Source organism: Ruegeria sp. AD11(2025) (assembly GCF_056542405.1).
The window spans coordinates 1-12,648 of record NZ_JBQFZU010000053.1 but is presented as its reverse complement, the minus strand read 5'-3'; the positions used below and the strand labels follow the sequence as shown (position 1 = coordinate 12,648).

General features: G+C 59.3%; 14 protein-coding genes. 6 read left to right on the top strand and 8 right to left on the bottom strand.

Going from position 1 to position 12,648, the window contains the following annotated elements:
- Nucleotides 1-117: 117 nt before the first annotated feature.
- Nucleotides 118-531 carry a hypothetical protein gene (locus tag ACR1XY_RS23490; RefSeq protein WP_480597085.1) on the top strand — a complete coding sequence of 138 codons (414 nt, stop codon included), beginning with the start codon at nt 118-120 and terminating at the stop codon, nt 529-531.
- Nucleotides 503-997 carry a hypothetical protein gene (locus tag ACR1XY_RS23485; protein ID WP_480597082.1) on the top strand — a complete coding sequence of 165 codons (495 nt, stop codon included), beginning with the start codon at nt 503-505 and terminating at the stop codon, nt 995-997. The genes ACR1XY_RS23490 and ACR1XY_RS23485 overlap by 29 nt, the downstream gene beginning before the upstream one ends.
- A 51-nt stretch (nt 998-1,048) precedes the next feature.
- Here the strand turns inward: ACR1XY_RS23485 and ACR1XY_RS23480 are convergent, their stop codons facing one another.
- From ACR1XY_RS23480 to ACR1XY_RS23465, 4 genes are all read right to left on the bottom strand, one after another.
- Nucleotides 1,049-1,615 carry a sarcosine oxidase subunit gamma gene (locus ACR1XY_RS23480; RefSeq protein ID WP_480597080.1) on the bottom strand — a complete coding sequence of 189 codons (567 nt, stop codon included), beginning with the start codon at nt 1,613-1,615 and terminating at the stop codon, nt 1,049-1,051.
- Complete coding sequence (locus ACR1XY_RS23475) at nt 1,608-4,637, bottom strand: sarcosine oxidase subunit alpha family protein (RefSeq protein ID WP_480597078.1); 3,030 nt, start codon at nt 4,635-4,637, stop codon at nt 1,608-1,610. The genes ACR1XY_RS23480 and ACR1XY_RS23475 overlap by 8 nt, the downstream gene beginning before the upstream one ends.
- 67 nt (nt 4,638-4,704) lie before the next feature.
- Nucleotides 4,705-5,034 carry a sarcosine oxidase subunit delta gene (locus tag ACR1XY_RS23470; RefSeq protein ID WP_480597076.1) on the bottom strand — a complete coding sequence of 110 codons (330 nt, stop codon included), beginning with the start codon at nt 5,032-5,034 and terminating at the stop codon, nt 4,705-4,707.
- A 77-nt stretch (nt 5,035-5,111) separates the two neighbouring features.
- Nucleotides 5,112-6,356, bottom strand: coding sequence for a sarcosine oxidase subunit beta family protein (locus ACR1XY_RS23465; protein WP_480597073.1), 1,245 nt, complete (start codon nt 6,354-6,356; stop codon nt 5,112-5,114).
- 195 nt (nt 6,357-6,551) lie between these two features.
- On the opposite strand from ACR1XY_RS23465, the gene ccmI reads away from it, so the two are divergent.
- The 3 genes from ccmI to ACR1XY_RS23450 are packed head-to-tail and all read left to right on the top strand — an operon-like array spanning nt 6,552 to nt 8,489.
- Nucleotides 6,552-7,778 carry a c-type cytochrome biogenesis protein CcmI gene (ccmI, locus tag ACR1XY_RS23460; RefSeq protein ID WP_480597071.1) on the top strand — a complete coding sequence of 409 codons (1,227 nt, stop codon included), beginning with the start codon at nt 6,552-6,554 and terminating at the stop codon, nt 7,776-7,778.
- A complete protein-coding gene (gene ruvX / locus ACR1XY_RS23455; protein ID WP_480597069.1) occupies nt 7,775-8,239 on the top strand; it encodes a Holliday junction resolvase RuvX in 465 nt (154 codons plus the stop codon). The genes ccmI and ruvX overlap by 4 nt, the downstream gene beginning before the upstream one ends.
- A 16-nt stretch (nt 8,240-8,255) precedes the next feature.
- Nucleotides 8,256-8,489: a DUF1289 domain-containing protein gene (locus tag ACR1XY_RS23450; protein ID WP_480597066.1), complete on the top strand. Its 234-nt coding sequence runs from the start codon at nt 8,256-8,258 to the stop codon at nt 8,487-8,489.
- 238 nt (nt 8,490-8,727) lie between these two features.
- Here ACR1XY_RS23450 and ACR1XY_RS23445 read toward each other — a convergent pair whose 3' ends face one another.
- Genes ACR1XY_RS23445 through dusA form a run of 4 tightly spaced genes read right to left on the bottom strand, consistent with a single transcriptional unit; the run spans nt 8,728 to nt 12,128 of the window.
- Complete coding sequence (locus ACR1XY_RS23445) at nt 8,728-9,456, bottom strand: SpoIIAA family protein (protein ID WP_480597063.1); 729 nt, start codon at nt 9,454-9,456, stop codon at nt 8,728-8,730.
- A gap of 36 nt (nt 9,457-9,492) precedes the next feature.
- Nucleotides 9,493-10,275 carry a hypothetical protein gene (locus tag ACR1XY_RS23440; protein ID WP_480597061.1) on the bottom strand — a complete coding sequence of 261 codons (783 nt, stop codon included), beginning with the start codon at nt 10,273-10,275 and terminating at the stop codon, nt 9,493-9,495.
- Nucleotides 10,272-11,096: a sulfite exporter TauE/SafE family protein gene (locus tag ACR1XY_RS23435; protein ID WP_480597059.1), complete on the bottom strand. Its 825-nt coding sequence runs from the start codon at nt 11,094-11,096 to the stop codon at nt 10,272-10,274. The genes ACR1XY_RS23440 and ACR1XY_RS23435 overlap by 4 nt, the downstream gene beginning before the upstream one ends.
- A 27-nt stretch (nt 11,097-11,123) precedes the next feature.
- The gene (dusA, locus tag ACR1XY_RS23430) at nt 11,124-12,128 is read right to left on the bottom strand and encodes a tRNA dihydrouridine(20/20a) synthase DusA (RefSeq protein WP_480597055.1); all 1,005 of its coding nucleotides are present in this window, start codon (nt 12,126-12,128) and stop codon (nt 11,124-11,126) included.
- An 88-nt stretch (nt 12,129-12,216) separates the two neighbouring features.
- Here dusA and ACR1XY_RS23425 point away from each other — a divergent pair, with 88 nt between their 5' ends.
- Nucleotides 12,217-12,477: a pyocin activator PrtN family protein gene (locus ACR1XY_RS23425; protein WP_480597051.1), complete on the top strand. Its 261-nt coding sequence runs from the start codon at nt 12,217-12,219 to the stop codon at nt 12,475-12,477.
- Nucleotides 12,478-12,648 lie beyond the last annotated feature (171 nt).

Genomic DNA, 12,648 nt, shown 5'->3' with positions numbered 1-12,648 from the left:
CGACCCGCTACGACAGGTGCCCGAAGGTCTTCCTGTCAGCCATCGCCCTCGCAGCACTCGTCATCTATTGGCTATGAGTCCTGACCCTAGGCAACCAACTCAAAAAAAGAGAAAAAAATGAAACGTTTCCTGGTATTTCTCGTTGCGGCTTTCGCCGCCCAATCCGTCGCGGCGCAAGAGCTTACCTATCACTGCAAAGTCAAAGGCCGTGACGGCTGGATTGCACCGGAATATTACTTCCGTCTGGACCCCGAAACCGGCAAGGCGCAGGTCATCAACGGGTATCATGACTGGACAGATGCCGACCTTAAAACCCGCAATAGCAACACATACCAAATGACCTGGCGGGTTACGCTCCCAAGTTCGCAAGGTCAGGCCATTCGGATGCGGTATCAGGCCAACCTCAATCAAGCCAAAAACACGGTCAAGGTGCGGGGCACTTTCGGCAACGTCAGCGCGTCGAATAAACCCTACGGCACAGGCAACTGCGCAATCGTTGAGCATGATCCAGTCTGGAGGAAACAGGGCTGATCGCCTTCTGTCACTAAATTCTGAGGGTAACCTGTGTGACAAAAAAAAACATCAACGTTCTGCATTGCTGAAGCGGTTGCTGCCATTGGTTTTCGGTGCAACGATGACAGCGCAAATGGCAATTGGCGAACCGCTGATCTTTGAATGCGCCATACAGAACCAAGAAAGCCGTGGCTGGATTGCACCGCAATACGTGTTCAGAATTGACACCCAGCACATGAAAGCAGACCACGCGACAGACTTTTACGGCTTTACACCAACCCAGGTTAGAAGAAACCGGAAAGGTCATTACCTCTTTTACTGGCAAAGCAGACCCACAGCCACGAATGGTCAGCAGTTTTGGATAGACTACTTCGCTAGGATCGACCCGGAAAGCAAATCCATCGGTCTGCGCGGCACCTTCGTTCGGCGCTGGTTGGAAAACCCTCCAAAAACATTTGGAAAGTGCAAAATCCGGCGCAGTTGAATGCTAAAAAAGCCCCGAACACTCGGGGCTTTTTCATGACTTGCAGCCGGACTAGTAGACCCCAACCTCGCTACCCGGTTGCGCCGCAACCTTCAGCAGTTTGAACGCGTAGTCGGCAGCCGAGCGGAAACAGACGACGCGGAAGCTTTCAGCGTCGTCCATCCAGAACGCGCCTGCCACCTGGGCCAGACGCGAGCGGCGGATCTGGCCGGGCTGAAACGCTTCAACTGACAGCTCAACCGGCGCGACCTTGCCCATCACCTCGCGCGCGCTTGCGCCCGAGATACGGAACACCGCACGCGCGTCTGAGACGTTGACGGCGAGCGCATGTGTGCCGCTAAGCGCATTGTTCATTGCGGCCAGTTTGGCCTCGACCTCGGCGTAAGAAACAAGCACAAGCAACTCGTCAGTGGACATCCAGCAGACGCCGGTATCGCCGTTGACCAGAGCTTCGCGCTGGCCGGGCATTTTCTGCCCGGTTGCGTCCTTGACCGCCTTTGCCAGTACCTTGTCGGACAGATCGCCCCGCAAGGTGATCATCCCCTGCAGGCCGCATTCCTCGATCTTGGCGATGCCGTCATAGCTGGCGTGGTTCAGTGCGCTTATGGGTTCAGACATTCTGCTTCTCCCCGTCTTTGTCAAAAAAGATCGGGTCTACGATCTTGGCTTTGTAGGTTTTACCATCCGTGCCCGGGAAATCGACGGTTTCGCCCATGCGGTCGGGACCGTGTTTGATCAGGCCCATGGCGATGCCCTTGCCCAGGTTGGCCGAATAGTAGGTCGAGGTCACACGCCCGATCATGTTGCGCTGGCCATTGGCGTTGACGCCGTCACCGACTGCGTAAGCGCCGTCCGGGATGACGGAACCATCCACAGTCTCAAGACCCACCAGTTTCCAGCGGTCTGGATCGGCCATATGGGTGCGCGAATGGGCGCGCTTGCCGAGGTAGTCCTCTTTCTTCTTGGACAGTGCCCAGTGCAGTCCCAGATCCTGCGGAATCACGGTGCCGTCGGTCTCGTCCCCGATCATGATAAAGCCCTTCTCGGCCCGCAGGATGTGCAGGCACTCGGTGCCGTAAGGCATGACACCGAATTCCTGACCTGCCGCGACAAGGGCATCCCAGAACGCCTGACCCTGAGATGCAGGGACCGCGATCTCATAGGACAACTCACCCGAGAACGAGATGCGGTAGGCCCGCGCATCGAACGCGCCGATCTTGCCATCGCGCCATTCCATGAAGGGCAGCGCCTCTTTCGACAGATCCATGCCGCCGCCCGCTTGCGCGTTCAACTTCTCCAGCACCTTGCGGGCGTTGGGGCCAACCACGGCAACCTGAGCGTATTGCTCGGTCACGTTGGCGACATAGACTTTCCAGTCCCACCACTCGGTCTGAAGCCACTCTTCCATGTGGCCATGGATACGCTCGGCTCCACCGGTGGTTGTGTGGCACAGCCAGGTGTCCTCATCGATACGGGCAACAACGCCGTCGTCGATCAGGAAACCGTTTTCCGAGCACATCAGACCATAGCGGCATTTGCCGACCTTCAGCGTGGACATCATGTTGGTGTACAGCATGTCCAGGAACTTACCGGCATCCGGGCCTTTGACGATCAGTTTGCCAAGCGTTGAAGCATCCAGCAGGCCGAGGTTTTCACGAGTGTTCTTTACCTCACGGTTCACGGCGTCATGCACGGATTCACCGGGGCGGACATAGGCATAAGTCCGGCGCCAGTGTCCGACCGGCTCCCAATCGGCGCCGTTCTTGTCGTGCCAGTCATGCATCGGCGTGCGGCGGATCGGCTGGAACACATCACCACGTGCCTCGCCGCCAATCGACGCCAGTGAGATGGGCGTGTAAGGAGGACGGAATGTGGTGGTTCCAACCTTGGGAATCTCCGCATCCAGTGCATCAGCGAGGATTGCCAAGCCGTTTATATTGCTCAGCTTACCCTGATCGGTCGCCATACCCAACGTGGTGTAACGCTTGGTGTGTTCGACACTCTCATAGCCTTCGCGCGCCGCCAGTTGGACGTCAGAGACTTTGACGTCGTTCTGGAAATCCAACCAGGACTTCATGCGCAATTGGACTTCGGCATTGGCAGGCATCAGCCAGACCGGCTCCATCGCGGCCTCTGCCGTGGTTTCTCCCTGCGGAGCCTTGGTGTTCTTCGGCTTGAAGCCAGCCGCCTTGGCTGCCGCCTTACCGGAAGCATGCGCGTCGGCCAGAACTTCACCCAATGCCAGCGGACCGTTCGACGCCCCAGCTGCCAGAACGAACCCTTCGCCATCTGCTCCCAGAGGTGGACGTGAGGGATCAGGGCGGAAATGGGCGTTTGCCTCATCCCAGATCAGCTTACCACCGCAATGCGACCACATGTGCACAACCGGAGACCAGCCGCCCGACATGGCAACCGCGTCGCATTCAACTTCTTCGCGAGCGCCGCCGATGCCTTCCTGATTGCACAGCGCGACCTTTTTAACGCGCTTGCCGCCCTTGACCTTGGCAATAGCTTTGCCCGGATCGACACGGATTCCGAGTTGACGCGCCTCTTCAGCCAGCGGACCCGCCGCAGTCCGCGCATCGACGATACGAAGAACGTCCACTCCGGCCTGTTGCAGGATAATCGCGGTCCGGTAGGCGTCGTCGTTGTTGGTGGCGACGATCACGCGTTCACCCGGGGTTACGCCCCAGTTCACAACGTAATCGCGCATGGCCGCGGCGAGCATCACGCCGGGCACATCGTTGCCTGCGAAAGACAGCGGACGTTCGATAGCACCGGTGGCGGTCACAACCTGCTTGGCGCGAATGCGCCACAGGCGGTGACGGGGACCTTGGACGCCCGGGGTGTGGTCGGTCAGGCGCTCATAGCCCAGCACATAGCCGTGGTCATAGACGCCTGCACCCATGCAGCGATTGCGCAGGGTGACATTGTCCATTGCTTCCAGTTCGGAAACCACTTGTTCCACGTACTTATCCACAGGCTCACCGTCGATAGTACCGCCATCAACCGGAGCACGGCCACCCCAATGCGCGGTCTGCTCGATCAGCATGACCTTGGCACCGGATTGCGCCGCAACTTTCGCGGCCTGCAGGCCAGCCACACCGCCACCGATCACCAGAACATCGGTGAAGTGGTAGAAGTGCTCATAGGTGTCCGCGTCACGGCTGTCCTTGTCGGGCGCTTTGCCCAAACCAGCGGACTGACGGATGAAGGGTTCGTAGACGTGTTTCCAGAACGGTTTCGGATGAATGAACGTCTTGTAGTAGAACCCGGCCGGCAGGAAGCGCGCGAATACAGTGTTCACCGCGCCGATGTCGAACTCGAGGTTCGGCCAATGGTTCTGCGAGATCGCCGTCAACCCGTTGAACAGCTCGGTCGTGGTGGTGCGCTGGTTCGGCTCGAACCGGTTGCCCTGCCCCAGACCGACCAAAGCGTTCGGCTCTTCGGCACCGCTGGCGACGACACCGCGCGGACGGTGGTATTTGAACGACCGGCCCACCATCATCTGATCGTTGGCCAGCAGGGCCGAGGCAAGCGTGTCGCCCTCATAGCCCTGCATCGAGGTGCCGTTGAAGGTAAAAGTGACCTGTTTCGACCGGTTAATCAGCCGGCCCTGTTTTGCGAGACGGGTGCTCATTTTGCGGACCTTTCGCAGGTGGAGGCTTCAAAGCCTCCGGCGGGAGTATTTTTGAAAAGACGGAGCATCAGGAAAACTCTCTCCATGTCCATCCCGGACGTTTGGCGGTGATGGCGTCCTTGATCTCTTGCGGCGGCTCAGTGGTTTGGGCCGAGTACGTGCCGAACACTTCCAGAGTGTTCGTGCAGCGGGCGGCGTGGAACCACTTGCCGCAGCCATTCGCATGGCGCCAGCGTTCAAAGTGAACACCTTTGGGGTTTTCACGCATGAACAGGTAATCGTGGAAATCGTCATCCGACGAGCCTGGACCGAAGCGCTTCAGATGCGCCTCACCACCAGCGGCCAGTTCGGTTTCTTCGGCATCAACGCCGCAATACGGGCAATTCAGGATCAGCATATGGTCATCCTTTTTGGCGGTCGGTCGGCACATGGGCCGACCTGAATTTTGTTAGCTGGCCACCTTGGGCAGAGCCCTTAGTGTGCCACCCCGGCGGCAACGCTCTCGTCGATGAAGCGGCCTTCTTTGAAGCGGTCCATCGAAAAGGCCTCGGTCAGCGGTGAATGGCCGGTGGCCATCAGCTGTGCCATGCCCCAACCGGACCCCGGGATTGCCTTGAAGCCACCGGTACCCCAGCCGCCGTTGATAAAGCAGCCCTGCAGCGGTGTTTTCGACAGGATGGGCGAGCGGTCGCCGGTCATGTCCACGATCCCGCCCCACTGGCGCAGCATCTTCAGGCGCGAGATCATCGGGAAGGTCTCGACCAGTGCGCGGACGGTTTCCTCGATGTGGTGGAAGCTGCCGCGCTGGGTAAAGTTGTTGAACCCGTCGGTGCCGCCGCCGATTACCATCTCGCCTTTGTCGGACTGAGACATGTATCCGTGCACGGTGTTGGCCATCACGACCACATCCATGCAGGGTTTGATCGGTTCGGACACCAGCGCCTGCAGCGCGATCGCCTCCAGCGGCAGACGGAAGCCCGCCATCTCGGCCAGCTGACCGGAATGGCCCGCGACCACGATGCCCAGCTTATCACAGTCGATGGCACCTTTGGTGGTGTCAACGCCGACAACCCGGCCGTTATCCGAACGGATGCCTTTGACTTCGCACTGCTGGATGATGTCCATACCCATAGCCGAACACGCACGTGCATAGCCCCAGGCCACGGCGTCGTGACGGGCGGTGCCACCGCGTTCCTGCCACAGCGCACCCAGTACCGGATAGCGCGGGCCGTCGATGTTGATAATCGGCACCAACTGCTTCACGCGCTCGGGGCCGATCCACTCGGTCTTGACGCCTTGCAGAGCGTTGGCGTGCGCCGTGCGCTGGTAGCCGCGAATTTCGTGCTGGGTCTGGGCCAGCATCATGACGCCGCGCGGGCTGAACATGACGTTATAGTTCAGATCTTGGCTCAAATCTTCATATAGGCCGCGCGCTTTTTCGTAGATCGCCGCCGACGGATCCTGCAGGTAGTTCGACCGGATGATGGTCGTGTTCCGGCCGGTGTTACCGCCGCCCAGCCAGCCTTTTTCGATGACGGCAACGTTCTGGATGCCGTAGTTCTTGCCAAGGTAATAGGCCGTCGCCAGACCATGCCCCCCAGCGCCAACGATTATGACGTCATAGCGTTTCTTGGGTTCGGGTGAGCGCCACGCGCGCTCCCACCCGGTGTGATAGCGCAGGGCCTCCCGCGCCACAGCAAAGGCTGAGTAGTGTTTCATGAGCGAATCCATCCGGTTCGGTGATTGGCGCAGGTATGCCGCGTGCGGACAGTTTAGCCCTGCCACACAACGCCACAATATCGAACTATTGCGACATCCGCCCGATTATTGCGACATGACGTCCTCGCGCGGCCATTTGCCCCTTTTTTCGCCCCGCCGAGAGGTCTAAGTCAGGGCAGCCATATCGGAGTAGCTATGTCGTTCCTGGTCGTCACAATTTTAACCGCGCTGCTGACGGCGCTGATCTTGGGCCTGTCTTTGCTGCGTGGTCGCAAAACACGCGAACCCGCAGCGGCATATGACTTGCGCGTTTATCGTGAACAGTTGGCTGGCGTTGACAAGGATTTGGCGCGCGGTGTGATCGGCGAGGCCGATGCCGAACGGGTCCGCACTGAAATCTCGCGTCGCATTCTGGCCGCAGACGCACAGATGCAGGCCGGAACCAAACAGGCCGGGGCACCGGTATGGGCCACCATTGCCGCCTTTGTTGTCATAGCTATGATCGTAGTGGGCGGCGGTGCTGAAATGTACCGCCAGATGGGTGCCGCCGGACTTCCGGATCAGCCTCTGTCCCTGCGCAAGGAACAGGCCGAAGCCCTGCGTGCCGACCGCCCCAGCCAGGCCGAAGCCGAAGCCGCAGCGCAACCCGCCGAGCAGCCGCAGCTGGATGAAAGTTACGCCAGTCTTTTGGTACAGTTGCGCGACACTGTTGCAGCACGCCCGGACGATCTACAAGGCCATATCCTGCTGGCGCAGCACGAGGCGAATGCAGGCAATTTTCCGGCCGCTTACAAAGCTCAGAAACGTGTGATTGAACTGTCCGGCGATGAGGTTCCGGCCGATGCATATTCGCATTTGGCCGAGATGCTGATCCTGTCCGCGGGCGGCTATGTGTCGCCTGAGGCGGAAGAGGCGCTGAAGCAGGCACTGCAGCGCGACCCGCGTCATGGTCCGGCCCAGTATTATTTGGGGCAGATGATGGTTCAGATCGGGCGCCCCGACGTTGGATACCGAGTCTGGGTCGATGCCCTGCGCGATGCTCCTGCCGGCGCACCATGGGCGGAGGCCATCCGCGCGCAACTGGACGAGCTGGCCTTCCGCGCGGGTGTATTCAACGCGCCGGACATCCCCGCCCCCGCTGCCACCGGTCCCAGTCAGGATGATGTCGATGCCGCCGCTGCGCTGACCCCGGAAGAGCGGCAAGAGATGATCAGGGGCATGGTCGATCAACTGTCTGAACGCCTTGCCAGCGAAGGTGGCTCACCCGAGGAATGGGCCCGTCTGATCGCAGCCCTAGGCGTTTTGGGCGAAGGTCAACGCGCCATCGATATCAAAAACGAGGCGATGGAAGTCTTTGCAGGTAACGCCGATGCTCTTGAACTGATCGACGCCGCCGCATTACAGGCCGGGATCGCACAATGATCCACGACGCGTTCGAGGAATTCGCAACCGCGCTGCCGCCGACGACCGCGCTTATGGGGCTGGATCTAGGGGAAAAAACCATTGGCGTGGCGGTGTCGGACCGAATGCGCGGCGTGGCCAGCCCTCTGGAAACCGTGCGGCGCAAAAAATTCACGCTGGATTCCGCCCGCCTGCTTGAAATCATCGCCGATCGCGAGATCGGTGGCGTCATCCTCGGCCTGCCGAAAAACATGGACGGAACCGAAGGCCCCCGCTGCCAATCGACCCGCGCCTTTGCCCGCAACCTGTCGCGCCTGACCGAAGTTTCGATCGGTTTCTGGGACGAGCGACTCAGCACCGTTGCGGCCGAAAAAGCGCTTTTAGAGGCGGATACGACACGAAAACGTCGCGGAGAGGTTATCGATCACGTCGCCGCAGGCTATATTCTGCAAGGAGCGCTGGATCGGCTGCGCTTTCTGTAACGGACGGAGTACGCCAATGACCGACATGGTTTGGAAAAGGAACGAGGTTGAAAGCCCGTGCGTCCAAATCTGTGTCGTACACCCGACCGAACGCATCTGCACCGGCTGCTTTCGCACGATTGATGAGATTTCGCGCTGGTCCAAAATGGACAGCACCGAACGTGCAGAAATCATGGATCAACTGCCCTCGCGCAAACCCCGTCTGGCCAAGCGCCGCGGTGGTCGTTCCGCGCGTGTGAATAACACTTAACTATTTCTGGAAATCCGTCCGGACTGAACCTGCGCCACTGCAGGCTGGTAAGAACTTCGAGGGGGACAAGTTCGAACACTTGTGTGAGTGAGTGGCAGTCCACAGCGGCGCGCTTCAGAATTTGCGTCCTTCCGAAGTGGTACGGCGGAAGAACACGCTCTGTGTAGTCATTTTTTGACCAACCAGTCAAGAATAAGGCGGCTTACCCTCACGTCAGTTTAAGCCTCCCTTTACCGTCTCATCCGGCGGCAAGCCAGGATTTGGCGTTTTCGATCTCTTCCGAGGGAAAGAACTGGGTGCGCGTCCCCAGAATATGGCTGGCCGCTTTCTGCGCGATATGCTGCCAGGTTTTGTCCCCCACGATGGCGGCGCGGTTCAACAACCCGGCGTGTTTGCGCACCAATTGGAAGTGTGACGCCAGCGCCGTAAGTCCCTGCCAGCCATCGAATTCGCGCAGATCAACCAGCAGCCGAAAACCGTTTTTGCCGACCAGCAGATTGTCCAGATCCAGCTCGGCCCGCGCATATTCCTCGGGGTCCAGCTTTCCCAGCAGGCTGACCTGAACACAGGGGCTGCCCAGGTCGATTACATGGATGGCTCCCAATGACTCGCGCATCCAGCGGCGTGCGGCCTCCAGTTCCGACAGTTCGAAGACCTGAACCGGGCATGGCAGGATCGGAGAAGCCAGACGGATACCGGTCTGCACCCAGCCCTGATCCGCAGCTACGGCAATCCGGTCGAACCCACGCCAATGGCTGAGACCCAGCTTGGTGTCCGCCCAAGCAGCGCCCAGATCGTAGCCTTTGAACTCGGGCTGAACCACGGCTAGCAGGCGCACCGTGTCATTGTCGGCCAGCGCGGACTCAATCGCGGGAACCAGAACTTCACTGTAATCTTTGCTGGTCACTTCGCCGGACAGCTCAACCTCGAGCAGCGCACCGTCGGAATTTCTGTGGACCGTAATCATCTGGCAAAGCCTCCAAACCGTAATAATGGCAGGACGTTAGGCGGATTCGATCCATTCGGCTACTCCCCCAGCGCATTCTGGGCGGAAATAGGCGATCATCCGTCCATCCGGTCCGGCCGATGCATGCGCACCCCACGGTGCCACCCCATGCAAGCAATGACGATGCAGCAGATAGGCCTCGCCAGGTTTGGCGGGCAGTTCGATGCGCGTGCAGGTATCAAACACCTCGCGCCTGGCCGCCTGATAAATGTCGGTGATATCGACCTGATGCAGGCTGTCGTCGGGATGACTGTCCAATGCACGGGCAAACGCGGCGCGCAGGACTTGGTGGCTGCCCTCCCACAACACCAGCGGTGCAGCATCCACGCTGGCGTCCGTAAGGGGAATGCCCAGTATCCAGGCATGAGGCTCATCCACTCGCCGACGACGGTCCGGCCCCATCGGGCGCAACCCATCCACATGCGCCGCGTCCCGTTTCAGGCGATACCGCGCTGCGCTTTCGCTTTCACCCCGCCGAGGCTGCGGATAGCCGGGATAGATCACCGAGACCTGCCCCTTGTGCAACGGCAGCTCTCCGTACTGTTGAGTGATGTAGTCCATGGCCTGCCCGGACAGAGCGCCTGACTGCCCGACCCGACCTTGAATGTCGTTGTCCAATGCGTCCACACCGATGAACCACGTCCCTTCACAATCCATCCATTGTGCATGGGTCGGGTCAGTGACAGAGGCGCGGGCCGCCAGCAAAGCGTGCCCCACCCAATCCGCCAGCACGGGGTCGTAGGGAAACTTGATCCAGCCCTTTTCGTGAAAATCGCTCATAATCCCAGCGCCTTTCGTAACATGTTCAGGGCGACCAGCGTCAGGAACACTGCAAAGACGCGCTTGAGCGGTTTGGGGTCCATGGCGTGGGCCAGCTTCACCCCCCAGGGCGCGGTGATCATGGTCATGGCGACGACAATAGCAAAGGCAACCAGATTGACCGCACCGATGGTCAACGGTGGGCGGTGTTCCGGTGCGATATCCAGGAACAGAAAGCCCAGAACAGAAGGAACCGCGATAATCACGCCGAACCCGGCTGCCGTGGCCACAGCGCGGTGGATCGGCGTGTTGAACAGGCTCATCAGCGGCACACCGAAACTGCCACCTCCGATCCCCATCAGCACCGACAGAAAGCCCACTGATGGGGACAGCACCGCGCGGCGGATGCCCTTGGGCATTGCATCACCCAGCCGCCACTCGGATTTTCCCAACCCAAGATAGGCCCCGATGACCATCCCAAGAATACCGAACAGCGCCTGCAGCGCCTCGGTCCGCAGCGCCGTGGCCACAAGCACGCCAATAATTGCGCCCACGGCAATGCCCGGCCCCCAGCCGCGCAGAATATCCCAGTCCACCGCGCCTTTCTTGTTATGCGCCAGCACAGAACGGATCGAGGTTACAATGATCGTCGCCAAAGACGTCGCCAGACACAGCTGCATCAGCTGTGGGCCGCCATATCCAAGCGTCTGGAACGCATAGAAAAACGCGGGTACCAGCACGATTCCACCGCCAACGCCCAGCAATCCGGCCAGCACTCCGGCCAGCGCCCCGATCACAAGCAATAGGCCCAGCATCTGGGCCAGCAACATCGTCTCGGGCATCTTTCCCCCTTACCGATCTTCGTTCCTTCAAACCTCGGCCAAAGGCGCCACGTGCTCCAGCGCCCGCAGCATCACTTCGGGGCCAGCGCCCTCATGCACTGCGCCTTCGGACAAGGCTCGCCGCCACGCCCGCGCGCCGGGACGCCCGGCGAACAGGCCCAGCATATGACGGGTGATCTGATGCAACCGCCCCCCTTCGGCAAGGTGGCTTTCGACATAGGGCACCATTTTTTGAACAACATCAGTCGGGTCAGTCGCTTGCCCTGTTCCGAAGATCACAGTGTCAGCCTCGGCAAGAATATCGGTCGGCTGGTGATAGGCGGCTCGCCCGATCATAACGCCATCCAGCCCCGCATCGAGATGCGTTCGCGCCTCATCCAGCGAAACAACGCCACCGTTGATCGAGATATGCATATCAGGAAACGCCGCCTTCATCCGGTGCACCAGATCATAGTCCAAGGGCGGAATATCCCGGTTCTCTTTCGGGCTGAGCCCCTGCAGCCATGCCTTGCGTGCGTGAATCGTCACTCGCTCGCAACCCGCGGCACGGATCTGTTCCAAAAACGCGGGCAAAACTTCTTCGGGGTTCTGTTCATCCACGCCGATGCGACATTTCACGGTTACGTCGACATCCACCGCTTCCCGCATTGCGGAGACACATTCCGCCACCCGCCCCGGCATTTTCATCAGTACCGCCCCAAACGTGCCGGATTGCACCCGATCCGAGGGGCAACCGCAATTCAGGTTGATCTCGTCATAGCCCGCATCCGCCCCAAACCGCGCCGCCTGTGCCAGTTCCTGCGCGTCGGAACCACCCAGTTGCAGCGCAACCGGGTGCTCTTGTGGGTTGTAGTCCAACAGGTGCATCGCGCCGCCCCGCACCAGCGCTGGAGCCGTTACCATTTCGGTATAGAGCAAGGTTTGTCCACTCAGCAGCCTGTGCACGTAGCGGCAGTGCCGATCGGTCCAATCCATCATCGGCGCACAACTTAAGGTTGCATTTTTAGTAATATTTTTTCTTTTATTTTCCATGACTTAACACCTTGGAAACAGTTGCCGCTTCAGACATGTCGAGTTAGTGCAAAATTGGACCGACAGCAATAGGCAGGAATAATACGTAATGGACACAAGATTTCTACTACTCGCACGCTACAACGGTTTGCCTATTATCCCATTGGAGCAGGTTCGAGATGACTTCTTTCAACACTTGTCGCTTGCCAAACTCCTAAGGAAAATCAACGACTTTCCAGTCACCCTACCGTTGGTACGAACTGATTGGAGCCAAAAGAGCCTTAGAGGTGTTCACATAGAGGACCTAGCGAATTACCTGGATGAAAGGCGAGAGAAAGCACTGCGAGAGTTCAATCAGTTTCATAGTTAAAAGGCAACGTGTCATTGACTTGGGGGCGTAGGCAAATATGGGCACCCTTGGGGCGCTCCCGAGAAACAGTAAGAAAATGTTGACTGGATTTGCACGCAAAGTGGATGTTCGGAAATAGCTTAGACTTGGTTGCGAGCGATGATTGACTGTTGAGCCTTTGCAACGTAACAC

Coding starts and splice junctions, on each gene's coding strand:
- ACR1XY_RS23490 (WP_480597085.1), top strand. CDS start 118: ATGAAACGTTTCCTGGTATTTCTCGTTGCGGCTTTCGCCGCCCAATCC.
- ACR1XY_RS23485 (WP_480597082.1), top strand. CDS start 503: ATGATCCAGTCTGGAGGAAACAGGGCTGATCGCCTTCTGTCACTAAAT.
- ACR1XY_RS23480 (WP_480597080.1), bottom strand. CDS start 1,615: ATGTCTGAACCCATAAGCGCACTGAACCACGCCAGCTATGACGGCATC.
- ACR1XY_RS23475 (WP_480597078.1), bottom strand. CDS start 4,637: ATGAGCACCCGTCTCGCAAAACAGGGCCGGCTGATTAACCGGTCGAAA.
- ACR1XY_RS23470 (WP_480597076.1), bottom strand. CDS start 5,034: ATGCTGATCCTGAATTGCCCGTATTGCGGCGTTGATGCCGAAGAAACC.
- ACR1XY_RS23465 (WP_480597073.1), bottom strand. CDS start 6,356: ATGAAACACTACTCAGCCTTTGCTGTGGCGCGGGAGGCCCTGCGCTAT.
- ccmI (WP_480597071.1), top strand. CDS start 6,552: ATGTCGTTCCTGGTCGTCACAATTTTAACCGCGCTGCTGACGGCGCTG.
- ruvX (WP_480597069.1), top strand. CDS start 7,775: ATGATCCACGACGCGTTCGAGGAATTCGCAACCGCGCTGCCGCCGACG.
- ACR1XY_RS23450 (WP_480597066.1), top strand. CDS start 8,256: ATGACCGACATGGTTTGGAAAAGGAACGAGGTTGAAAGCCCGTGCGTC.
- ACR1XY_RS23445 (WP_480597063.1), bottom strand. CDS start 9,456: ATGATTACGGTCCACAGAAATTCCGACGGTGCGCTGCTCGAGGTTGAG.
- ACR1XY_RS23440 (WP_480597061.1), bottom strand. CDS start 10,275: ATGAGCGATTTTCACGAAAAGGGCTGGATCAAGTTTCCCTACGACCCC.
- ACR1XY_RS23435 (WP_480597059.1), bottom strand. CDS start 11,096: ATGCCCGAGACGATGTTGCTGGCCCAGATGCTGGGCCTATTGCTTGTG.
- dusA (WP_480597055.1), bottom strand. CDS start 12,128: ATGGAAAATAAAAGAAAAAATATTACTAAAAATGCAACCTTAAGTTGT.
- ACR1XY_RS23425 (WP_480597051.1), top strand. CDS start 12,217: ATGGACACAAGATTTCTACTACTCGCACGCTACAACGGTTTGCCTATT.